Annotated in this window: 18 protein-coding genes; 5 read left to right on the top strand and 13 right to left on the bottom strand. The window is 42.0% G+C overall.

Annotated features, from left to right (window positions below; translation table 11 throughout):
- Positions 1-17 precede the first annotated feature (17 nt).
- Both cysS and folE read right to left on the bottom strand, forming a co-directional pair.
- Positions 18-1,496, bottom strand: a complete 1,479-nt coding sequence (gene cysS / locus OLM56_RS08690; RefSeq protein ID WP_264526672.1) for a cysteine--tRNA ligase — start codon at positions 1,494-1,496, stop codon at positions 18-20.
- A 29-nt stretch (positions 1,497-1,525) separates the two neighbouring features.
- Positions 1,526-2,197: a GTP cyclohydrolase I FolE gene (folE, locus tag OLM56_RS08695; protein ID WP_264526673.1), complete on the bottom strand. Its 672-nt coding sequence runs from the start codon at positions 2,195-2,197 to the stop codon at positions 1,526-1,528.
- Positions 2,198-4,430: 2,233 nt separating this feature from the next.
- On the opposite strand from folE, the gene OLM56_RS08700 reads away from it, so the two are divergent.
- Positions 4,431-9,248 carry a T9SS type B sorting domain-containing protein gene (locus tag OLM56_RS08700; protein ID WP_264526674.1) on the top strand — a complete coding sequence of 1,606 codons (4,818 nt, stop codon included), beginning with the start codon at positions 4,431-4,433 and terminating at the stop codon, positions 9,246-9,248.
- A gap of 144 nt (positions 9,249-9,392) precedes the next feature.
- Here OLM56_RS08700 and OLM56_RS08705 read toward each other — a convergent pair whose 3' ends face one another.
- Positions 9,393-10,583, bottom strand: coding sequence for a pyridoxal phosphate-dependent aminotransferase (locus OLM56_RS08705; protein WP_264526675.1), 1,191 nt, complete (start codon positions 10,581-10,583; stop codon positions 9,393-9,395).
- Between the two features lie 129 nt (positions 10,584-10,712).
- Here OLM56_RS08705 and OLM56_RS08710 point away from each other — a divergent pair, with 129 nt between their 5' ends.
- Entirely contained in the window at positions 10,713-12,029 is a 1,317-nt protein-coding gene (locus OLM56_RS08710) for a PDZ domain-containing protein (RefSeq protein ID WP_264526676.1), read from the top strand.
- Positions 12,030-12,061: 32 nt separating this feature from the next.
- Here OLM56_RS08710 and OLM56_RS08715 read toward each other — a convergent pair whose 3' ends face one another.
- A complete protein-coding gene (locus OLM56_RS08715) occupies positions 12,062-12,490 on the bottom strand; it encodes a DUF1573 domain-containing protein (RefSeq protein ID WP_182494001.1) in 429 nt (142 codons plus the stop codon).
- A gap of 253 nt (positions 12,491-12,743) precedes the next feature.
- Between OLM56_RS08715 and OLM56_RS08720 the strand changes: the two genes are divergently transcribed.
- Positions 12,744-15,377 carry a valine--tRNA ligase gene (locus OLM56_RS08720; RefSeq protein WP_264526677.1) on the top strand — a complete coding sequence of 878 codons (2,634 nt, stop codon included), beginning with the start codon at positions 12,744-12,746 and terminating at the stop codon, positions 15,375-15,377.
- A 65-nt stretch (positions 15,378-15,442) separates the two neighbouring features.
- Here OLM56_RS08720 and OLM56_RS08725 read toward each other — a convergent pair whose 3' ends face one another.
- The 7 genes from OLM56_RS08725 to rsfS all read right to left on the bottom strand — a co-directional run bounded on the left by OLM56_RS08725 (position 15,443) and on the right by rsfS (position 20,990).
- Positions 15,443-16,228 (bottom strand): superoxide dismutase, encoded by a 786-nt coding sequence (locus OLM56_RS08725; RefSeq protein WP_274485824.1) that lies wholly within the window; start codon positions 16,226-16,228, stop codon positions 15,443-15,445.
- Between the two features lie 3 nt (positions 16,229-16,231).
- Positions 16,232-16,498: an acyl-CoA-binding protein gene (locus OLM56_RS08730; RefSeq protein WP_121377474.1), complete on the bottom strand. Its 267-nt coding sequence runs from the start codon at positions 16,496-16,498 to the stop codon at positions 16,232-16,234.
- Positions 16,498-17,157, bottom strand: coding sequence for a phosphatidylserine decarboxylase family protein (locus tag OLM56_RS08735; RefSeq protein ID WP_121377473.1), 660 nt, complete (start codon positions 17,155-17,157; stop codon positions 16,498-16,500). Before OLM56_RS08735 ends, OLM56_RS08730 begins: the two co-directional genes overlap by 1 nt.
- Positions 17,150-17,953, bottom strand: a complete 804-nt coding sequence (locus tag OLM56_RS08740) for a phosphatidate cytidylyltransferase (RefSeq protein ID WP_264526678.1) — start codon at positions 17,951-17,953, stop codon at positions 17,150-17,152. The genes OLM56_RS08735 and OLM56_RS08740 overlap by 8 nt, the downstream gene beginning before the upstream one ends.
- 1 nt (position 17,954) lies before the next feature.
- Positions 17,955-18,554 carry a lactate utilization protein B/C gene (locus OLM56_RS08745; RefSeq protein ID WP_121377471.1) on the bottom strand — a complete coding sequence of 200 codons (600 nt, stop codon included), beginning with the start codon at positions 18,552-18,554 and terminating at the stop codon, positions 17,955-17,957.
- A 111-nt stretch (positions 18,555-18,665) separates the two neighbouring features.
- The gene (ftsH, locus tag OLM56_RS08750) at positions 18,666-20,606 is read right to left on the bottom strand and encodes an ATP-dependent zinc metalloprotease FtsH (protein ID WP_264526679.1); all 1,941 of its coding nucleotides are present in this window, start codon (positions 20,604-20,606) and stop codon (positions 18,666-18,668) included.
- 12 nt (positions 20,607-20,618) lie between these two features.
- Complete coding sequence (gene rsfS / locus OLM56_RS08755; RefSeq protein ID WP_121377469.1) at positions 20,619-20,990, bottom strand: ribosome silencing factor; 372 nt, start codon at positions 20,988-20,990, stop codon at positions 20,619-20,621.
- Between the two features lie 92 nt (positions 20,991-21,082).
- On the opposite strand from rsfS, the gene OLM56_RS08760 reads away from it, so the two are divergent.
- Positions 21,083-21,814, top strand: a complete 732-nt coding sequence (locus OLM56_RS08760; RefSeq protein ID WP_264526680.1) for a biotin--[acetyl-CoA-carboxylase] ligase — start codon at positions 21,083-21,085, stop codon at positions 21,812-21,814.
- A gap of 53 nt (positions 21,815-21,867) precedes the next feature.
- On the opposite strand, the gene OLM56_RS08765 is transcribed toward OLM56_RS08760, so the two are convergent.
- Complete coding sequence (locus tag OLM56_RS08765) at positions 21,868-22,260, bottom strand: SRPBCC family protein (protein WP_121377467.1); 393 nt, start codon at positions 22,258-22,260, stop codon at positions 21,868-21,870.
- A 17-nt stretch (positions 22,261-22,277) separates the two neighbouring features.
- Entirely contained in the window at positions 22,278-22,943 is a 666-nt protein-coding gene (gene pyrE, locus OLM56_RS08770) for an orotate phosphoribosyltransferase (RefSeq protein ID WP_121377466.1), read from the bottom strand.
- A gap of 7 nt (positions 22,944-22,950) precedes the next feature.
- Here pyrE and OLM56_RS08775 point away from each other — a divergent pair, with 7 nt between their 5' ends.
- On the top strand, positions 22,951-23,553 hold the full coding sequence (locus OLM56_RS08775) for an NUDIX hydrolase (RefSeq protein WP_121377465.1): 603 nt from the start codon (positions 22,951-22,953) through the stop codon (positions 23,551-23,553).
- Positions 23,554-23,563: the final 10 nt, after the last annotated feature.

A 23,563-nucleotide genomic window follows, 5' to 3' on the forward strand; every position in this document is an offset into this window, starting at 1 on the left:
AGCTTCATCATCGTTTGTTAGTTTATTGAGAACGTTGTTCCTTCTTTACCATCTTTGAGATTGATTCCAAGAGCGGTCAGCTGGTCTCGGATAGTATCGGACAGCGCAAAATCTTTGTTGGCGCGTGCTTCATTTCGCATTCCGATAAGCATGTTCACAACACTGTCTAATTTATCATTATTTTCAAGAGACTTTTCATTGGTCAGGCCTAAAACATCAAACAAGAAACTTTCCATAGCTTTCGTTAGCAGACTCAAGTCTTCTGCAGTAAGTGTCTCTTTGTTTTCTTTTAATAAATTGATATAGCGGACAGCTTCAAAAAGCTGAGCAATTAAAATAGGAGTATTGAAATCGTCATTCATGGCGTCATAACATGCTGCAATCCATGCCTGGATATCGATTGTAGAGCTTTGCGAAGGAATGATTTCGTTTATAGTATCATAAGCCTCCATTAATCTCACGAATCCTTTTTCAGAAGCTGCTATAGCATCATCAGTAAAATCAAGATTGCTTCTATAATGAGCCTGTAACATAAAAAAGCGAGCTACAGAAGGAGAATACTTTTTGCTTAAAAAAGGACTTCCACCAGCATAAATTTCTCGTGGCAATATATTGTTTCCAGTCGATTTTGCCATTTTTTTGCCATTTAGCGTAAGCATGTTGGCGTGCATCCAGTAATTTACAGGGGATTGACCAGTACAAGCTTCATTTTGAGCGATTTCGCATTCATGATGCGGAAACTTCAAGTCCATTCCGCCGCCGTGGATATCAAAATGATTCCCAAGATATTTTGTACTCATTGCAGTACATTCTAAATGCCAGCCAGGAAAACCGTCACTCCAAGGAGAAGGCCAGCGCATGATATGTTCTGGTTCGGCTCTTTTCCACAACGCAAAATCTTGAGGATTTCTTTTGTCGGACTGCCCGTCAAGCTCACGCGTATTGGCAATCATGTCTTCAAGATTTCGACCGCTTAATATTCCGTAATTATGGGTTTCGTTGTATTTTAAGACATCAAAATAAACCGAGCCATTCGATACATAACCGATTCCGTTATCAATAATTTTTTTGATAATTTCAATCTGCTCAATGATGTGTCCGGTAGCGGTTGGTTCGATGCTTGGAGGCAGGAAATTGAATTCCTTTAAGATTTCATGAAAATCGACAGTATAACGCTGTACGATTTCCATCGGCTCTAGCTTTTCGACACGAGCTTTTTTTGCAATCTTATCTTCGCCTTCGTCTTCATCATCAACTACGTGTCCGACGTCGGTAATGTTACGCACATAACGCACTTTGTAACCAAGATGCGACAAGTATCTAAAAACTACGTCAAATGACATGAAAGTCCTCACGTTTCCTAAGTGCACATTGCTATAGACAGTAGGTCCGCAAACATACATTCCGACATTGCCTTCGTGCAAGGGAATAAAAACTTCTTTTTCTCCAGAAAGAGAATTGTATATTTTTAGATTCTGAGTCTTATATAATGGCATACTTATGATTTTTGAAGCACTATGGCAGTTTAAAATTGAGTATCAAATTTAATATAATCTAGGAATTCTCTTCGGGTAGCCTCGTTTTTAAATTTACCACCAAATTCAGAAGTGATAGTGCTGCTTTCGATGTCTTTGATTCCTCTTGAATTCACGCAAAGATGTTTGGCGTCAATTACACAAGCTACGTCTTCGGTATTTAATACTTTTTGTAATTCCTGTACAATCTGCATAGTCAAACGTTCCTGAACTTGAGGGCGCTTTGCAAAATATTCAACAATGCGGTTCATTTTAGAAAGACCCACTACTTTTCCGTTTGAAATATAAGCAACATGAGCCCTGCCAATAATAGGAAGGAGGTGGTGCTCGCAAGTAGAATATAAAGTGATGTTTTTTTCTACCAACATCTCGCCGTATTTGTAGTTGTTTTCGAAAGTAGATGCGCTAGGTTTTTTTGCTGGATTCAATCCTCCAAAAATTTCTTTTACAAACATCTTTGCAACACGGTTTGGAGTGCCTTTTAGGCTATCGTCGGTAAGATCCATTCCTAAGGTGTTAAGAATGCTTTCAACGTCTTTTTTTATAAGCTCAATTTTTTGGTCGTCTGATATATCAAAGGCATCACTTCTTAAAGGATTTTTTGCATTTGTAGCAATATGATTATCTCCAATTTCGTCTAGAAAATCTTCATTATTTGTCATTGAAAATGATATGTTATTTTGGATATGTATTTAAGACTGCAAAGATAAATAATTAATGGCAAACAATTTCCATGGATGTTAAATTTAAAAATTTTCAAAATTTAAGATAATTATTTCTTAAATTTATGTAAATTTCGCTCCTCAAAATAATCTAAAAATGAAAAAGAATTATCTTTTATTATTCTTATTTACTTTATTGTTAACAAATAGTTATGGTCAAGATTTAGGCTGTGTCAGCGTAAATGCTATAACTCCACTGCCAAGTTGTAACCCTGGTGATTGTAGAACTATAGTCGCTTCGCCACCTCTTAACAGTATTCCAAAGCAGACTACAAGTTACGCTTTGGCGCAAACTCCTTTTGTATGGAGAAGCCCTGATAACGTAAATGATATCACGAGTATCACATCGGATGATAGATGGTCGGGTATAATACCACTTAGAGGAAAACAAACAGTGCCTTTTAACTTTTGTTTTTATGGTGAAAAATATAGCGAATGTTTGATAGGTGATAATGGGGCCGTGACCTTTAGTATTTTGGGACATCCGGATTCTCCAGGAGGATTGTATAGACCAAGTTTTTTAGTGCCTGCCGAAAGCGGTAGTGGATGGGCTTTTAATAATCCGATTCCTTCGGGTCCAGGTTATGGTCCTCCTTATAAAAATGCAATTATGATGTTGCAGGATTTGAATATTGCCAATGGGCCTATTGCAAGTACTACAATTAACTACTTTACAGTCGGAACCTATCCATGTAGAGCATTTGTTGCCAACTGGCAAGATGTGCCGCTTTTTGGAAGTTGTGGCGCTTCGGGATTGCAATCGTATCAAATAGTATTGTTTGAGTCTACGAATGTTATAGAGATTCACGTAAGAAGAAGAACTTCTTGTGCCGCTTGGAACGGAGGTAATGGTCTGCTTGGAATTCAAAATGCAGACGGCTCTTCAGCGTATTCTCCATCCAGCCCAAATAGAAATACAGGTACTTGGCAAGTACTGGATACACAATCAGAAGCTTGGAGATTTACTCCAAACGGCCCTGCTGTTCCAGTTACTTACGAATGGACTGAAGCTGGAAGCCCAGGAACTGTTATAGGAACTGGTCCAACTTTGACTGTTTGTCCAACTGTAACTACTTCCTATTGTGTCAAGGCTACTTTTGGTAGCTGTGATGCAGCCATTCCGCCAATTACTGCGACGGATTGCGCAACTGTGAGAGTTAACGAAGATGAAATAGGTTTTACTCCTAAAGATATCAAGCACTGTACTACAGATACGGATCCTCGACACTTTAATATCGGTATCAATACCGATGTTGTCTTAGGTACTTTTGTGCCCGGGCCACCTGATAATTTAAATCCGTATGATTTTGAAATCAATTATTATGACGATTTAACGAATGCCCAAAATGATCTTTCCCCTATAAATACAGACTTCTATGATCCGGCAAATACAGCAGCTCCTATATGGTACGACCTTGTAGCGCCGGCTACCGATAAGACGCTTTATATAAAAATCCTCGATATTATTTCAAATTGCTCTTATATAATTCCTTTTAAAGTTATTCTAAGAGATTGTGATGCACAGGAAATTGCACCGCTTATTATTTGTGATATAAATAATGATTTACAGGAAAATTTTGATTTAAATGATGAATTACCTGCCATCAATGCCGCTATTGCAGCAGAAACAGGTAATCCTCTTCCTTCGGATTATTCCATAACTTTCCATGAAAGTGAAGCTGATGCTGATGATGTTACAACAGCACTTACAGCAGCAGAGGTATTATCTCACCCTGGAGTACCAGGTGATATTATCTATGTTAGAGCAGAAAGTATTGCTGATCCTACAAACTACTTTGTCTATTTCTTTGACTTGGACTTAGTACCAACGCCTACTGCGACCATTTCTGGAACAACTCAGATTTGTGAAAATTCTACTGCAACCATTACGTTTACAGGAACTCCTGGTGCGACTATAGAATATACAGATGAAACAGGTGCCACTAGAACTATTGTATTAGTTGATGATGGTACTGGTACAAATACGGGTACAGCTTCTATTACAACTCCAGTTGCTGTCGCTGGCAACTCATATTCTTATACTTTGGTTAGCGGTTCTTTAACCACAAATGGTGTTACATGTACGCAACCATTGACCGGTACAGCTGTTGTGACTGTTGGAGGTTTACCTACCGCCCAGATCACGACTTCGGACACCCCGATCTGCGAGGGCATGGGCATGACGGTAGACGTCCAGGGTACACCTGGCGCCATCGTCACGTACACCGACCCTTCGGGGACGCAGCAGACGCTCACCCTTGACGCTGCTGGAGCAGGCACGATAGCCATCGCCGCCTCGCTAGCTCCGGGCACCTATACCTACACGCTGGTAAAGGCCTCCACGGCCAGCACGCCTCCGTGCGAGCAGAACGTCTCTGATTCGGTGACGATCACCGTAAGGGAGCTGCCTACGGCATCGATCCAGCAGATCGACGCCCAGGTATGCCTCGGCAGCCCGTCCAGGGTGAGGTTCACCGGACAGCCGAACGCTGAGGTGATCTATCTGCTTGACACCGCTGCGCAGCCTCTGATCACGCTCGATGCTGCCGGCGAATATATCCTTCTCGAGGTGCTTCCTTCGGCAGGGACCCATACCTACGATCTTATCGGGGTAAGATCTGCCGACGCTCCCTTCTGCACGCAGGCCCAGCCGGGCAGCGTAACGGTGGAGGTGACGGCAGCCCCTAGTGCGACTATCTCGACTGCGTCTCCTGTCATCTGCGAAGGCGGCAGCGCTACGGTCGACTTCTCGGGAACCCTTGATGCGGATGTTGCCTATACGGTAAACGGCGGTGCTCCCCAGACGATAAGGCTGTCTACGCCCAGCGCTGCGGACCCGGCCATCGGGGAGGCCTCCATCACCCAGGTGCTTTCGGCCGACACCAGGTATGCCCTTGTGAGCGTCGCCACTACGGGTGCGGTCCCATGCTCGGCAGCCCTCACTGGCTTCATAGACATCACCGTGACCCCGCTTCCTACGGGCACCATCGCGGCTACAGACGCGACGGTATGCGAGGGCACGGGCACGACCATCATATTCACGGGGCCTGCCGGAGGCACTGTAACCTATGCCATAGGCGCGGGGGCCGGCACTACGGCGACCCTTGATGCGGCAGGCACATATTCATTGCCTACAGGAAACCTTTCGGCAGGGCAGACCTACAGGCTGCTCGGGGTAAGCACGGGCGGAGCGGTGCCATGCTCGCGCACGCTGAACCTCCAGGCGACGGTATCGGTGAAGGCGCTGCCTACGGCCGTCATCACCGGCCCTGCGAACGTCTGCTCTAACAGGACGGCAGAGCTCGAGATCACGGGAACCCCTGGCGCTACGGTGAGCTTCACCTGGAACGCCGGAGCCGATACGGACACGGTGCTCCTTGACGGTGCGGGCTATGCCCTGTACACGACCCAGGCAATCACCGCGACGACGACCTTCAGCCTGGCCAGCGCCGTTTCCGGCGGAACCCCGTCCTGCACGGCAGCCCTTGCAGGAAGCGTCACGATCACCCCGATCGCAGCGCCCGTAATATTCAACCCGACGCCGCTCGAGGTGTGCGACGACAATACTGACGGCATCGCGGTGTTCGACCTTACGGACAAGGACCTGGAGATCACGGGCGGCCCTTCCACGCTGATAGTCACCTACCACGAGACGGAGCAGAACGCGATCGACAACGCCTTCCCTAAGCAGGGCTTCCCGTACTCGAACCTTGTGGACGCCTCTCCGGAGCAGGCGCCGTATATCATGTGGGTGAGGGTAGAAGAGCCTGGCGGAAGCCAGTGCCCGTCCTTCACGCAGCTTCGCCTGATCGTGAACCGCACGCCGCAGCCGACAGCCCCTGGCCCTATCGAGATCTGCGACGACGCCACGGCAGACGGCCTTGCGACCTTCCCTGACATAGGGATCAGGGAGCCTGACATGATCCTTGGTCTGAACCCTCTGGACACCTATACCTTTGCATACTATATCAACGAGGCCGACGCGAAGGCAGACATTCCTGCGAACCCGCCTATCGGCAGCGTCTTCAACTTCAACAATACGACGCCCTACTCCCAGATCATCTGGGTAAGGGTATCGACGCCTGAGGGATGCTTCAAGGCAGTCCCGCTGGAACTGAAAGTAAACCCGAACCCGGTAATCCCGGGACCTGGGCTGGTTCCAGAATATTCTGTATGCGACGATCCTAGCCAGGACGGATACGAGACCTTCGACCTTGAGGGCTACAAGCCGCGCATATCGGCCGCTCCGGGACTGGACATCCAGTACTATTTCGACGACGCGGCCCTGGCAGCAGGAACCCCGCTTCCGCTGTCCTACCAGAACCAGGTCATGACCGTTCAGACGATCATCGTCGGGGTGACCAACACGGCTACGGGCTGCTTCTCCAGGACGACCCTCACGTTGAGGGTGCAGCCGCTGCCGCTGATCAACATCCCGGCACAGATCCCTACGGCCTGCGATCCTGACGGGAACGCTACCGAGCAGTTCGACCTCGATGCGCTCATCCCTGAGATCACGGGCGGAGCACCCTACATAGTGACCTTCCACGAGACGGAGCAGAACGCGGAAGACGGCGTATTCCCATATACGAGCCCTTACAGCAACCTTGCTTCCGGAATCATCTGGATCCGCGCCACCGACCCGTCTACGGGATGCTACTCCGTAGCCCCGCTGCAGCTGATCGTGAATCCGGTCCCTGTGGTGCCGGCACAGATCGACGACCTTGTGGTGTGCGACACGAATGCCGACGGCACGACCAGGGTGGACCTTCAGGCCCATGCGGAGCAGGACCTTCTGGACGCGCAGCTTCCGGGGAACTATACCGTACGCTTCTATACCCTTGAGGCAGATGCGGAGGCAGGCCTCGGCGGAGCCATCGCTACCCCGGCAAGCTATCCGGCTACCAACGGCCAGACTATCTGGGTAAGGGTGACCAATACCGACACGGGATGCTACAACGTGGGAAGCTTCACGGTCGTGATCAACCCTGCGCTGTCCTTCGCCCCTGTAGAATACTCGCTCTGCGACGACGCGCTTCCGAATGACGGGTTTACCGTATTCGACCTGACCTCGCAGAACGGCAACCTTACGGGCGGCCTTCCGGGCTACTCCGTTGCCTTCTATACCCTTGCAGGGACGCTGATCGATCCGGCAGACGCCTATACGAACCAGAGCCCAGGGGCGCAGACCCTGAACGTGGTGATCACCAACGACGCCACTACCTGCGTGAGCAGGACGACCCTGACGATCCGCGTGGAGCCGCTTCCTAACCCTAGGACGGATCCTCAGGATATCGAGTCGTGCGACAACGGGACGCCTGGAGACGGGATCTCCGAAGGCATAGACCTGACGGTAAACGAAGGCTACATAAGAAACAATGCGAATCCTGCCAGCGTGGCATTCTACTATTACACGGACGAAGCCACGGCCATAGCAGACGGAAACCAGGGAACCACGTATCCTAACGCCATCCCTGACCCGACCGACTATGACGGCCCTGCAGGAACGATATACGTGCTGATGACCACCAACGCGAACAACCCTTCGGCAAGAAAATGCTACCAGGTAGTAAGGTTCGAGCTGATCGTTAACCCGCTGCCTGCCCTTGGCGACAACGGCGATATCGACGACTTCGTTGCCTGCGTGGGCGGATCGACCAACACCTTCGTGCTGAGCAGCCACAATATAGAGGTGATAGCCGACGGCCTTGACGTTGCCGACTATACCTTCACGTACTACCATACGCAGCCGGAAGCGGAAGCGGCAGTTCCGGGAACGGAGCTTCCTGACAGCTATCCTAACGCGACCAATCCCGAGACCGTATGGGTAAACGTTAGGAACAATACGACAGGCTGCTACAGCGTGGGCACCTTCGACCTTATCGTCGACGAGCCTGCAGTAGCCAACCCTGTTACGGATCCTGCGCTGATCACCAAGTGCGATACGGACGGCACCAACGACGGGCTTGCCGACTTCGACCTGACGGCCTTCGACGCGACGGTGCTGGGCACCCAGCCGGCAGGAGACTTTACGGTACACTATTATGACGACAGGGCAGAGGCGGAAGCCGACGGGGACCTGGGCATCACGTCCACGAACCCTAACGCGCTGACCGGCCTGAACCCGTACCATACGGCCACGGTGACCATCTATGCCCTTGTGATCAACAGGACGTCCACGACGGGCTGCCCTGCGATAGTGGCGATCCCGCTTACGGTGAACAGGCTGCCAGAGGTGACCCTTGAGGGAGGATTCTACTGCGTGGATCCGGTGACGCTGGACCCGCTGAATACCTTCACGCTCACTGCCGTTACGGACAATGGGGCGAATCCTGCGGACTACACCTACGTGTGGACCAGAGACGGCGGCGTGCTGCCCGATACGGGAAGCACCCTTGTGGTGGACGAGCAGGGAAGCTATACGGTGACTGCCACGAACATCGCCACGGGCTGCGTATCGGAGCCGTCTGACGCTGCGATCGTCACGGCGACCTCTGCGGCGATCATCACGGACGTTACGGTGACCAACGCCTTCACGGACAACGCGACCATCACGGTAGTGGTAGACCCGACGAGCCTTGGCGACTACGAGTACAAGCTTGACGAGGGCCCATGGCAGCAGGGGAACGTGTTCGCGCCGGTTTCTGCTGGCGACCACATCGTGTACGTGAGGGACAGGAACGACGGCGGATGCCAGGATTCCCAGCCGGTGCCGGTATCGGTGATCGACTACCCGAACTACTTCACGCCTAATGCGGACGGGTACAACGACACGTGGAACATCATCGGCCTTGCGGGCCAGCCAGAGGCGTCGATCTACATCTTCGACCGCTACGGCAAGCTCGTGAAGCAGATCAGCCCTGCGGGCTCTGGATGGGACGGGACGATGAACGGCCGCCCGCTTCCTTCGACCGACTACTGGTTCAAGGTCCTGTACCAGGAGAACGGGACGGGCAAGGAGTTCAAGGCGCACTTCTCGCTAAAGAGATAATTCATAAATAAAAGATAAATAATAAAAAAGGCTTCCAACACTTGGAAGCCTTTTTTTATTATTCTAAAGAGATACAGAAACCCTTCTTTATAAGAGATTAAATTTGTATAAGCATAAAAAAAGCTCCTCATTGAGGAGCTTTTTTTATTTGTTATATGTTTTGAGAGCGTCTTTGAGAATTTCTACAGATCGAATGAGGTCTTCTTTTTTGAGAACGTAAGCAATTCTTACTTCGTCTAAACCTACATTAGGTGTGGAATAAAAACCGGCAGCCGGAGCCACCATGACAGTCTCTCCATTTAGGTCATAAGATTCTAATAGCCATTGTGCAAAATCATCAGCATTTTTCACAGGAAGCTTTGCAATGCAGTAAAAAGCACCTTTTGGAGTAGCGACTTTTACACCTTCTATTTTTTGCAGTTCTGCAATTAAAGTATCACGTCTGTCTTTGTACTCTGTAATGACATCATCAAAATAGCTTTGAGGAGTATCAAGAGCTGCTTCGCTGGCAATTTGAGCAAAGGTAGGAGGACTTAGTCGGGCTTGTGCAAATTTCATAGCTGTTGCCATTACTTCTTTGTTTTTAGACACGATACATCCGATTCTTGCGCCACACATACTATATCTTTTTGATACAGAATCAATCATTATGGCGTTCTCTTCCAAGCCTGGTACGTTCATAATAGAAAAGTGCTCTTCTCCATCATAAATGAATTCTCTATAAACTTCATCGGCAATCAAAAACAAATCATGTTTTTTTACAATTTCTGCCAATTGGAGTATTTCTTCTTTTGAATATAAATACCCAGTAGGGTTTCCAGGATTGCAGATAAGAATTGCTTTCGTTTTAGGAGTAATTAATTTCTCAAAAGCTGCAATTGGAGGCAGTGCAAATCCTTCATCGATTGTAGAGATTACAGGAACTACTTTAACACCTGAAGCTGTTGAAAATCCATTATAATTAGCATAAAAAGGTTCTGGGATAATAATCTCATCGTCTTGGTCCATTGTGCTTCCCATTGCAAAAAGCAAAGCTTCTGATCCGCCTGTAGTGATTATGATATCAGCAACATTGATTGGAAGTCCATGGGTTTGGTAGTATTGTGAAAGCTTATTTCTGTAGCTTTCAAAACCAGCGGAATGGCTATATTCTAAAACGGTAATGTTTGTGTTTTTTACAGCATTTAGGGCAACTTCTGGTGTTTTAATATCAGGTTGGCCAATGTTTAAGTGATAGACCTTATGGCCTTTCTTTTTTGCTATTTCTGAATAGGGAACCAATTTTCTGATTGGCGATTCGGGCATGTGCTGCCCTTTGGTAGAAATTTTTGGCATGACTTTTTGTTTTGTTTGCAAATTTGCGACTTTTTTTTAAGAAATTCAGAAAAAAATGTACGCAAAGCAATAGAAATGATAGTGTTAATTCTCTAAAAATTACTACATTTATTGTAAATAAAAATGAATATGAGAATAAGGATATTTGTTTTTTTGCTATTGCTATCTCCATGCACTTTTTTTGGACAAAAAGGCTTTCAATGGCATTCAAATAAAAGCAAAATCGAAATTCCTTTTCAACATGTCTATAATTTAATTATCATTCCTGTAGAAATCAATAAAGCGAAACTGAACATGCTTTTAGATACGGGAGCAGATAATTCCATAATCTTCAGTCTTCCTGAAAATGATACACTTCGATTTTACAATTCTAAAAAAGTTAAAGTAAAAGGACTTGGCTCCGAAGAAGTGATTGAAGGATTACTCTCAGAAAACAATAAAATTAAAATTTCTGGATTTGAAGACAATAAGTTTCCGATGCTTATAGTCTTGGATCAGGATGTGAATTTCTCTGCAAGATTAGGCATTCCGGTTAATGGAATCTTAGGATACTCATTTTTTAAGGAATACCCAATTGAGATCAATTACCAAAAAAAGATAATGACGATCCATAGAAACAGAAAGTTTCTTGAGAAGAAAAAATTTAAAAAATACCACAAGTATCCTATTAGTATTATAAACAGCAGGCCTTATATTGATGTCCCAACAAAAATTGAAAAAGACACCATTAATTTAAAGCTTCTTATTGACATCGGCTTGGGTGATGGGTTGTGGCTGTTTGAGGACAAGCATATTAAAGCCGGTGCTGTTTTTTTTGAGGATATTCTGGGACGTGGATTAAATGGTCCGATTATGGGAAAAAGGTCGAGGGTAGAAGCTGTGAAAATAGCAGATTTTACTTTAAACGAAGCCTTAGTGTCTTATCCTCATGAAAGCTTTTTTCCCAGAGTTGGCATTGTCAATGGAAGAAATGGCTCAATTGGTGGCGAAATTCTCCATCGATTTAATATTGTAATTGATTATCAAGATCAGTTTTTATACCTAAAGAAAAATTCAAGATTCCTGAAGCCATTTAATTATAATATGAGCGGCATTGTAATTCAGCACAATGGAATTGAATATGTCAAAGAGCCACTAAAACTAGAAATAAAACCAGAATTTGGCAGTAAAGTAGATAAGGTGATAGATGATAACAGATTTAAATATCAATTCACTTTGAAGCCGGTCTTTGAAGTTTCATCTGTTAGAAAAGGCTCTCCTGCTGATTTGGCTGGAATATTGCCTGGCGATAAGATTTCCAAAATTAATAAGAGAAGCATTCACGAATATACCATCCAAAAAATAAACGACTTATTGCAATCGGAAGAAGGCAAATGGATTTATATAGATATCGAAAGAAAATCAACTCCTATAGCCTTCAAATTTCAGCTCAAAAAGATATTATAAAAAAAATCCCGCCAATTGGCAGGATTTTTTATTTATGAACTAGGGAGCGATTTCTTTTTCTCCATCAAATTTATTTCTTCTTTGACAATTACATTGCCTTTTATTCGCAAAGGAATTATACCGCTATCTTTATTTACAGCATTAGATTGCACTGTAATAGTTTTGCTGATAGGGCCTGGATTCATATTATATTGTACTTCAATCGTGCCTGTTTTTCCTGGCATGATCGGTTCTTTTGGTTTTGTTGGAACAGTACACCCGCATGATGATTTAACATCAGAAATAACTAGAGGTGAGTCTCCAATATTTTTAAATTCAAAAACTCTCAATCCTGAATCTTCACCTTTCGTAACAGTTCCGTAATCAATAGTCTCTTCTTTGAACTCGATTTTTGGTCCAGTTTGTGCCATAGCCGAAACGCCCAACATCATAACTGCAAATAAACTTAGTATTTTTTTCATCATAAAAATTTTAGTTAATCCTCGTAAAATTACTTAGTTTTAATTAAAGTGCAAATTATTAAATCTTAATTTTTTATACTGCACATACTTAATTACTTTTGTGCTTCAAGATATACAAAATCCATACCAAGTTTGTTTTTAGAATTTGAAGCGTATGATCAAGGCTTTTAGTTGTTATAACTTAATGCAAAAATCATTCAGAGAAAGTAAGTTTTGGTAAGATATAAACATAGAAAAAACGAAGACAAAAAATATGACAATTCCAGCACAATTCGATGCCAAATCAGTAGAGCAAAAATGGTACGGCTACTGGATGGAAAATAATTATTTTCATTCAGAACCCGATCACAGAACACCTTATACAATTACAATTCCGCCGCCAAACGTGACAGGTGTCTTGCACATGGGACACATGTTGAATAACACCATACAAGACGTTTTGATTCGCCGTGCGCGTTTAAAAGGATTCAATGCCTGCTGGGTTCCCGGAACAGACCATGCGTCGATTGCGACTGAAGCTAAAGTTGTAGCAAAATTAAAATCAGAAGGAATCAATAAAAACGATTTGTCCCGTGAAGAGTTTTTGGAACATGCTTGGGATTGGACGCATAAATATGGCGGAGTTATCCTTGACCAATTAAAAAAACTAGGAGCTTCATGCGATTGGGAAAGAACAAAATTTACGATGGATCCAGACATGTCGGCTTCTGTAATCAAGTCTTTTGTTGATTTGTACAACAAAGGCATGATTTACCGAGGCTATAGAATGGTCAATTGGGATCCGGAAGCAAAGACGACTTTGTCTGACGAAGAAGTTATTTTTGAAGAAAGACAAGGAAAACTATATTTTCTAAAGTATCAAATTGAAGGAAGCGCTGATTTCTTGACAGTGGCGACAACCCGTCCGGAAACTATTTTTGGAGATACGGCTATTTGTATCAATCCGAATGACGAACGTTTTTCGCATTTAAAAGGTAAAAAAGCCATCGTTCCAATTGCTGGAAGAGTAATTCCTATTATTGAGGATGAATATGTAGATGTTGAGTTTGGAACAGGTTGCTTAAAAGTTACGCCTGCTCATGATATGAATGACAAAACTTTAGGAGATAAACACAATCTTGAAGTAATCGATATTTTCAATGAAGACGCGACGTTAAATTCTTTCGGATTGCATTATGCCGGAAAAGACCGTTTTGTAGTTCGTGAGGAAATTGCCAAAGAGCTAGAAGAAAACGGAAGCTTGGCAAAAACCGAAACCCATCTTAACAAGGTAGGAACATCTGAAAGAACTAAGGCCGTAATCGAGCCTCGCTTGTCAGACCAATGGTTCTTGAAAATGGAGGAATTGGTAAAACCAGCCATCAAAGCCGTTCTTGAAACAGAAGAAATCAAGCTATATCCAAAGCGTTTTGATAATACGTACCGTCATTGGTTGGAAAATATCCGCGATTGGAATATCTCTCGTCAGCTTTGGTGGGGACACCGAATCCCTGCCTTTTTCTATGGCGATGGCAAAGAAGATTTCGTTGTGGCCGAAACCATCGAAGACGCAGTAGTTCTTGCCCAAAAAGCAACTGGAAAAACGGAGATAAAAGCTGAAGACTTGCGTCAAGATGTCGATGCTTTAGATACTTGGTTTTCAGCGTGGCTTTGGCCAATGGCCGTTTTCGGAGGTATTATCGAGCCTGAAAACAAAGATTTTAAATATTATTACCCAACAAATGACTTGGTTACAGGTCCGGACATCTTGTTTTTCTGGGTAGCCAGAATGATTATTGCGGGGTATGAATATACAGGCGAAAAACCATTTTCTAATGTTTATTTGACAGGCTTGGTTCGCGATAAGCAACGACGCAAAATGTCGAAGTCGTTAGGGAATTCTCCTGATCCGTTAGATTTGATTGATAAGTTTAGTGCTGACGGAGTTCGCGTGGGCTTGCTTTTGAGCGCTTCTGCAGGAAACGATATCATGTTCGATGAAGAACTGTGCAGTCAAGGAAAAGCGTTTACAAATAAAATATGGAACGCTTTCCGATTGATAAAAGGCTGGGAGGTAAGCGATACGATTCCACAACCAGAATCTTCAAAAGTAGCTATCGAATGGTTTGAAGCAAAATTGCAACAGACTTTAGCAGAAATTGAAGATCATTTTGAAAAATACAGAATTTCTGATGCCTTGATGGCCATATACAAATTGGTTTGGGACGATTTCTGCTCTTGGTTTCTTGAAATGATCAAGCCGGCTTACAAAGCTCCGATTGACAAAAAAACGTTTGACAAGGCAATCGAAATGCTGGAAAGCAACTTAAAGCTATTGCATCCGTTCATGCCTTTCTTGACCGAAGAAATTTGGCAGCATATAGCAGAAAGAACTCCAGAACAAGCTTTGATCATATCGACTTGGCCTGAACTTAAATCATTCGATGCTAAATTGATTGCTGATTTTGATTTTGCGGCAGAAGTTATTTCGGGTGTAAGAACTATCAGGAAAGAAAAGAACATTCCATTCAAGGATGCTATTGAATTGAAAGCCATCAATAATGATAATACGTCAGCTTATTTTGATGCTGTTATTACAAAACTGGGCAATATCAATTCTTTAGAATATGTTTCTGAAGCTGTAAATGGAGCCTTGACGTTCCGTGCAAAATCAAACGAATATTTTGTACCAATTAGTGGAGCGATCAATGTTGAAGAAGAAATTGCAAAACTTTCTGAAGAATTAAAATACAACCAAGGTTTCTTGAAATCGGTTCAGGCAAGATTGTCTAACGAGAAATTTGTCAACAATGCCCCTGAAAAGGTTCTAGAAATCGAGAGAAAGAAAGAAGCCGATGCCTTGTCAAAGATTGCTACAATCGAGCAAAGTTTGGCTAGCTTAAAATAATTTGCATACTGTACTAATAAAAAAGCCCCGAATGTTCGGGGCTTTTTCTTTTCTTATGATGTTACTTATTTAACAGCAGGAACTGGTGTTTTTGCAGCTTCGTATTTTTTAGCAACCGCATCCCAATTGATCAGGTTGAAAAAAGCCGTAATATAGTCTGGCCTTTTATTTTGGTATTTTAGATAATACGCATGTTCCCAAACATCCAATCCTAAAATAGGAGTTCCAGAAATTGACATATTAGGCATTAAAGGATTGTCTTGATTTGGCGTACTTCCAACTACAAGTTTCCCTGTTTTGTCAACTACTAGCCAAGCCCATCCTGAACCAAATTGTTTTGTTGCAGCTTCAGTCAGTTGTGTTTTGAAAGTCTCAAATGAACCGAAATCTTTATTGATTGCTTCTGCAAGAGCTCCAGTAGGCTCGCCACCTTTTTTAGGTGCCATGATTTCCCAATACAGATTGTGGTTATAATAACCGCCCGCATTATTACGAACTACCTTATTTTCCAAATCTAGTTTTGAAAGTATCTCTTCGATAGTCTGTTTTTCCAATTCTGTTCCAGCGATAGCCTTGTTCAGATTGTTTACATATCCGACATGGTGTTTAGAATAGTGGATTTCAACCGTCTTAGCGTCGATATGAGGCTCTAAAGCATCATAAGCATACGGAAGCTTCATCATTTTAAAAGCTCCTGGCTCAGCGGCTACATCGTCAGGATTGCCCATTGGCGCTTTTTCTTCTATTGTTGGAAGTGGTACTTGAACTTCATCTAGCTTTTTTTCTTTGTTGCAAGATTGCAGTACGAATGCCAACACTAGGCTTGAAATAAATAACTGTGTTTTTTTCATAAATTATTTTTTAATAAGTGAATTAATTGTTTCAATATAAAGTCGTTTAGCCTCATCGCTGGATAGATGGCTGATCTGCATCCAAGCATTTGTTTTAAAAGCATCTCTTAAATCTACGCTTGAAATTCTTTTTGACTTGGCAGTTCCTTGTGTTGCCTGTTTGTAATAGGCGTAAATCCGCAACATGACATCTTGCGGTAGAGCTTCTGTCATGTTTGAAGCTAATTCATAAGCTTCCTCGAATTGAGTATCTAAATCCTTTTCTGACATTAAGATCTTGATGCAATTACTGTTATACCTCCGACTGCTTTTTGATTAAGCTTTACGTTAATTTCTGTTCCTAAAGGCAAATATAAATCTACTCTTGATCCAAATTTTATAAATCCAGCATCTTCGCCTTGTACTACCTGCATTCCTTCGCTAGCATAATTGACAATTCTTCTTGCCAAAGCTCCGGCAATCTGACGGTATAAGATTTCCCCAAAAGTTGGGTTTTCAATGACAACTGTCGTTCTTTCGTTTTCTTCGCTTGCTTTTGGATGCCATGCTACAAGATATTTTCCTGGATGGTATTTGCTGAATTTTATGATTCCGCTCATTGCATAGCGTGTGACGTGCACGTTAATCGGCGACATAAAAATTGAAACCATAAGCCTTTTGTCTTTGAAATACTCGCTTTCATACACTTCTTCAATCACGACCACTTTTCCGTCTACAGGCGCAATTATCTGGCTTTCGTTAAGCTGCGTATATCTTTTAGGGTTTCTAAAGAACTGTAGTACTAATATAAGAAATAATAGCGAGATAATCTGAATCGTTTTTAGAAGCCAGAAATTTGCAATCCATGAATCGGTTAACAATACGATTGCAACGACTACTGCACAAGTAATCAGGATAATTTTCGCTCCTTCTTTATGAAATTTAAGCATAATTTAAAATTTGATAAAACAAAAAAATAAATGGTGATACAAATATAATACTATCTAGCCGATCTAGTATGCCTCCATGGCCAGGCATTATCTTTCCGCTGTCTTTGACGCCAGCAATTCTTTTGAATTTGGATTCAATCAAATCGCCTATGGTGCCAAAAATTCCCGAAATCAAAGCAAGGATAATCCATATATATACGGGCTGTCCTATAAAATAGAGAGCAATAAAAACACTAGAAATCACGGCAAAAATTAATCCTCCCAAAAAGCCTTCAATGGTTTTTTTAGGAGAGATTTTTTCATATAATTTTCTCTTTCCGATGGATTTTCCAACAATATAGGCGAAAGTATCGTTTGACCAGATAAGAATAAAAATTCCAATCAGGATTTTTGGATTGAAAACGGTCGATTCAAAAGGGATTTTCGTCAGGATGATAAAAGGAAGTACAATATAACCGATAAGATAGACATACTTGGATTGCTTGTCTACTTTTTGGCGCTTTTCGCTGAATAGAAATATAATAAGCTTGATAGAAACGAATAATGTCGCTGCAACCAATAGCCAGTCATTAGTAGTATTGAATGTATTGAAATAAGAAAATAAGACATAACCTCCGACGGCGAGAACTATAGGAATAGTTTTTTTTAGATTAACCAAGTCGCAAAATTCTGCAGTACAGACCACTAAGAATAATCCAAAAAGCAGAAGAAAACTGTCAAGGGAATAAAGCGTTGCCCCAATTAATAAAAGAATATAGACTAGGCCAGATAATGATCTCGTTAGGGTTTCACGCATTTTAAAGGTCTTCTAAAAGCAGGAGGTACAGATTCTTGGCAACACTTCCGTATTGCAGGAAATCTTCGTCCTTTGCTTTTTCGAAATATTTTATTGTGGTAATATTGGTAGGGTAGTCCTTTTCGTATTTTTTCTTGATTTCACGAAGCCCATCACTTTTGCTTTCCAAAATCTGACTTGTCGTTGCAAGGATTACGATGTTGGCTGGAAGTTCGTTTGGCTTGTATTGCTTGATCTGATTGGATGAGAATAGGACAGAGCCTTCATCAGCAATAAGATTCTCGCAGCTTGCCAGAAGAAATTTAGGATTGGTAGGTTTTATGTAATCAAGTTTGTTTTCTTCCAAAAGGCTGAAAAGCTTAGGTTCGAAACAAAGAGCTTCTGATTCAAACCAGTCGTTTTCTTCAAGAATATGTTCGAAGTGTTCTTTTGCTTCTTCAAGGTTTTCGCAATACAAGAATTTACCTCCGTTTTTTTTGAAGTTGAGCGTAAATAATTCATCCGCCGGAATAACAGTTTCAGGGTTGAATGGACTTAAGTTGCCATCTTTATCCTCGTCAGAAGATTCGCCAGCGCCAAAAAGTTTTTTAAAGAGACTCATAAATTGGTCAAATTCTTTGTTTGCAATTTCAAAACAATCAAAGATAAAAAAATCTTAATTCAAAACTGCTTTTGAATTAAGATTTTTGTAAAATTTCTTAAAAAATCAGATTTACTCTTCGAAGACTTCTTCAACTGCTTCACCAAAAGCACGTTTCCCGAAAATAGCTTCTAAGTCGTCTTTGAAAATAACTTCTTTTTCGATCAGAATATCGGCCAACTGGTTTAGTTTGTCCTTATTTTCCTCAAGAATCTTGATGGCTCTTTGGTATTGGCCTTCTATTAATTCTGAAATTTCCTTGTCGATTACCTTCGCAGTGTCTTCAGAATAAGGTTTTGAGAAGTTATATTCGCTTTGTCCAGAGGAATCGTAATAGGTGATGTTTCCTAATTTATCGTTCAAGCCATAAATCGTAACCATGGCTCTTGCTTGCTTGGTCACTTTTTCAAGATCGCTTAATGCTCCTGTCGAAATTCGGTTAAACGTTACCTTTTCTGCAGCACGTCCGCCCATAGTAGCACACATTTCATCCAGCATTTGGTCAGTTCTTACGATTTGTCTTTCTTCTGGAAGATACCATGCAGCACCTAAGCTTTGTCCTCTTGGAACAATCGTTACCTTAATAAGCGGAGCAGCGTGTTCTACCATCCAGCTAACAGTTGCGTGTCCGGCTTCGTGGATGGCGATGGCTCTTTTTTCTTCTGGCGTGATGATTTTGTTTTTCTTTTCAAGACCTCCAATGATTCTATCGACAGCGTCTAGGAAATCTTGCTTGTCTACTGCCTTTTTGTCTTTTCTAGCAGCAATCAAGGCCGCTTCGTTACAAACATTCGCAATATCAGCACCAGAAAATCCTGGAGTTTGTTTTGCTAAAAAGTCAGTATCTAATCCTTCTACTTTTTTCAAAGGAGCTAAATGTACTTCAAAAATTTCTTTACGTTCTCTGATGTCTGGCAAATCAACATAGATCTGTCTGTCAAAACGACCAGCTCTCATCAATGCTTTGTCTAAAACATCAGCTCTGTTAGTCGCGGCCAAAACGATTACGTTGGTATTCGTACCAAAGCCGTCCATTTCTGTAAGCAATTGGTTTAATGTGTTTTCGCGCTCGTCGTTTGAACCTGACATGTTGTTTTTTCCTCTTGCACGTCCCACAGCATCAATTTCATCGATGAAAATGATGGCAGGTGATTTCTCTTTGGCTTGCTTGAACAAATCTCTTACACGAGAAGCTCCAACACCTACGAACATTTCAACGAAATCAGAACCTGATAGTGAAAAGAAAGGTACTCTGGCTTCGCCGGCTACGGCTTTTGCCAATAATGTTTTTCCTGTTCCAGGAGGTCCAACCAAAAGGGCGCCTTTTGGAATCTTTCCTCCAAGATTAGTATATTTTTCTGGGTTTTTCAAGAATTCAACGATTTCTTGAACTTCTTCTTTTGCACCTTCAAGTCCAGCCACATCTTTGAATGTAACTTTCACATCGGTTTTTTCATCAAACAGTTTTGCTTTTGATTTTCCGATATTGAAAATCTGTCCGCCGCCGCCGCCGGCTGATCCGCCAGACATTCTTCTCATGATGAAAAGCCAGATTCCAACAATGATCAAGATTGGCAGAAGGGTTATGAATATTTCGCCCCAATTGCTTTTTGGCAAGAAGTTATAGTCTTTTAATTTTCCTTCTAATTGTGCTGTTTCAAGCTTTTTTTGGAATAGCTCGTCGTTACCGATATTGTCAAGAATATAGTGAGGGCCTGGGTTTGGCTTGTCAAAAATATCTTTGGTTACATTTTTATTTACGGGGTCGGCCAATCCAGTTTTGTTCAGGAAAATTTCAGCCTCGTTTTTATTGTAGACTACGACTTTTTCAATTTGCCCTTTTTCGAGCAGCTTGTTAAAATCAGATGCGGATGCTTTGCTTGTTTCTCCCCATTTTGAGCCGCCTGAAGCCCAGTTTAAGATAAGGAAAAACAAAATCAAGCCACCATAAATCCACCATGGACTTAACCTGAATTTTTTCGGATTAGGATTTGCATTGTTATCTTTAGCCATTGCTGTCTTTCTTTAGTATTTGTTTTGGATTGTAGTGATTTTAGCATCACCCCACAAGCTTTCTATGTTGTAGTACTCGCGGATGTGTTTCTGGAAAACGTGAACTACAATGTTTACATAATCCATCAACACCCATTCGCCGTTTTCAGTACCTTCAACGTGCCAAGGCTTGTCTTTTAATTCTTTGGAAACTGTTTTTTGAACCGAGTTAACGATGGAGTTAACTTGAGTATTTGAAGTACCGTTGCAGATTACAAAATAATCACAAACGGTGTTGTCGATTGCTCTTAAATCTAAAATATCAATATCATTACCTTTTACTTCTTCAATTCCTTTGATGATGTTGGCCAACAAATCATCATTGCTTATATTTTTTTTCGCCATTTAAATTTTATATGTTTTCGCAAAGTTATCATTTTTTGTCTTTATTTTTGAACCTTAACATAAGATTAAAAAGATAACTTCAATTATTTTCTATGAACATCATCAAACTCGATGCCATTAACTCAACCAACGATTATCTTAAAGGATTATTGCAACGACAATTTGTAGAGAACTTTACTATTGTTACTGCTGAAAATCAAACAGATGGTAAAGGGCAGATGGGTTCGAAATGGAGTGTTCAGGCTGGTAAAAACTTGACTTTTAGTGTTTTGGTTAAGGATTTGCTGTTAGAAGTCAACCATATTTTTCATCTGAATGTTGCTGTTGCAGTAAGCATAATCGAAGCCTTATCTTTTCTTGAAATTAAAGAACTCGCCATAAAATGGCCTAACGACATTTTGGCAGGAGGAAAAAAAATAGGTGGCATATTGATCGAGAACAGTTTGAAAAGTGACGGAGAGATATTTTCGATTATTGGTATTGGGATAAATGTAAACCAGCAGAACTTTGAAAATCTTCCGAAGGCTTCTTCTTTGTCTATTTTGCTAAAACGAGAGATCAATAAAGAAGCGGTGCTAATTTCGATTGTCGAATGCTTGACGCGCAATGTTTCTTTAATCCTAAATAAAAATACAGATTCGCTTTGGGAAAAATACCATTCCTGCCTTTATAAAAAAGGAATTCCGATGCCTTTTGAAAACTTGAAAGGAAATAAGTTCATGGGCATTATCAGCGGCGTCGACCAATCAGGAAAGTTGCAATTAGTTCTGGAAGACGATTTTGTAGAATCGTATGAAATAAAAGAAATCAAGATGCTGTATTAAAAAAGCCTTCCAGTTTGATTGCTGAAAGGCTCTAATGTATTTTAATCTTTTAGTTATAGCTTGTGCATATTTCCTGCCAAAGTCTCTATAAACTTGCTTATCGGGCCTTTTACCATCATGGCCATCATGGCATTGAATTCACCTTCAAAATGAAGCTGTACATCGCTTGAATCGTCTGATGTCGGAGTAATATTTCCAGTCAGAGTAAAAGGAAGCTTGTCGCTTGCAGCACCTAAAACTACTTTTGTAGGAGCTGTTTTGTCTTTCATCTTTAATTTGATTTCTGGCATTCCTTTTAATCCAAAAATAAAAGCATCTTCGCCCGTAACCTCAAATTTGGCAATATTGTCAGGCATCAATTTTTCGAAATTCTTTACGTCGGTCAATTGGTCAAATAAATATTGAGCCGACTTTTGTACGCTTACTTTTGGACTTTCTAAATTCATTTTTTAAGGATTAGCGGTTATTTTACTGAAGTACTGTCACTTTCTACATTCCAAGTCGAAGGGCTTTTGCTCCAAACTTTTAATGTTTCCTGTTCTTCTTCGGTGATGTATCTTTTAGCAACTGCTAATTCTAGCAGATTTTCGTAATTGCTTAAGGTAAGCAAGTCTATATTAGCTTTCTTGAAGTTTTCTGTAGCCACATCAAAACCATAGGTAAAGATAGCAACCATTCCTTTTACGTTTGCTCCAGCTTCTTTCAATGCTTCGACAGCCATAAGACTGCTGTTTCCAGTGCTGATTAAATCTTCAACCACGACAACATTTTGTCCTTTTTGCAAGAAACCTTCTATTTGGTTTTGTCTTCCATGTTTTTTAGGTTCCGGACGTACATATACGAATGGAAGTCCCATATATTCAGCGACAAGCATGCCGATTCCGATTGCTCCAGTTGCAACTCCTGCAATTACGTCAGGCTTTCCGAACTGCTTTTCTAGATTTTTAGAAAACTCTTCACGGATGTAATTTCTGATTGGTGGAAATGAGAGTGTTATCCTATTATCGCAGTAAATAGGAGATTTCCATCCAGAAGCCCATGTAAAAGGATTTTTTGGATTCAATTTAATTGCATTTATTTGTAAAAGCAATTCGGCTGTTTTTTGAGCGGTGTCTTTATTAAAAATCATACTACAAATGTATAAAGTTTTTGTCAACGATAAACCACTTTTTTTAACTAATCAGATAGTTAAAGAAACCGATTTTCAATTTTTTCTTTTAGAAAGCGTTGATATCCATCAGGTTATTGTGAAAATGTTCCAAAATAAAATTCAGAAGGCTTATTTATATCATCCTGATGAGAAGGAAATTATGAAAAAGCTGAAAGAAAAAATCCCCGTGAACAAAGCTGGCGGCGGATTGGTCTATAATAAAAAAGGCGAAGTGCTTTTTATTTTTAGAAATGGAAAATGGGACTTGCCGAAAGGAGGCATCGAAAAAGGAGAGGAGATCGAAGACACGGCTATTCGAGAAGTAGAAGAAGAAACCGGCGTATCGGGATTGTCAATCACAAAAAAACTACAAAAAACCTATCATGTTTTTATCCGAAATGGAAGATACAAACTGAAAATTACGCATTGGTTTGAAATGAAAACCGATTTTGAAGGAACGCCAATGCCGCAGGAAGACGAAGGAATCGAAAAGGTAGCTTGGCTCAATCCAGAGCAAGTCCAAGAAGCATTGAAAAACTCTTACGAAAATATCAAGCTGTTGTTTGAAACAGAAAAGCTCCTGAAATAGGAGCTTTTTT

The sequence above is a fragment of the Flavobacterium sp. N2550 genome (assembly GCF_025947265.1).
In the GTDB taxonomy this organism is placed as follows: Bacteria; Bacteroidota; Bacteroidia; order Flavobacteriales; family Flavobacteriaceae; genus Flavobacterium; species Flavobacterium endophyticum.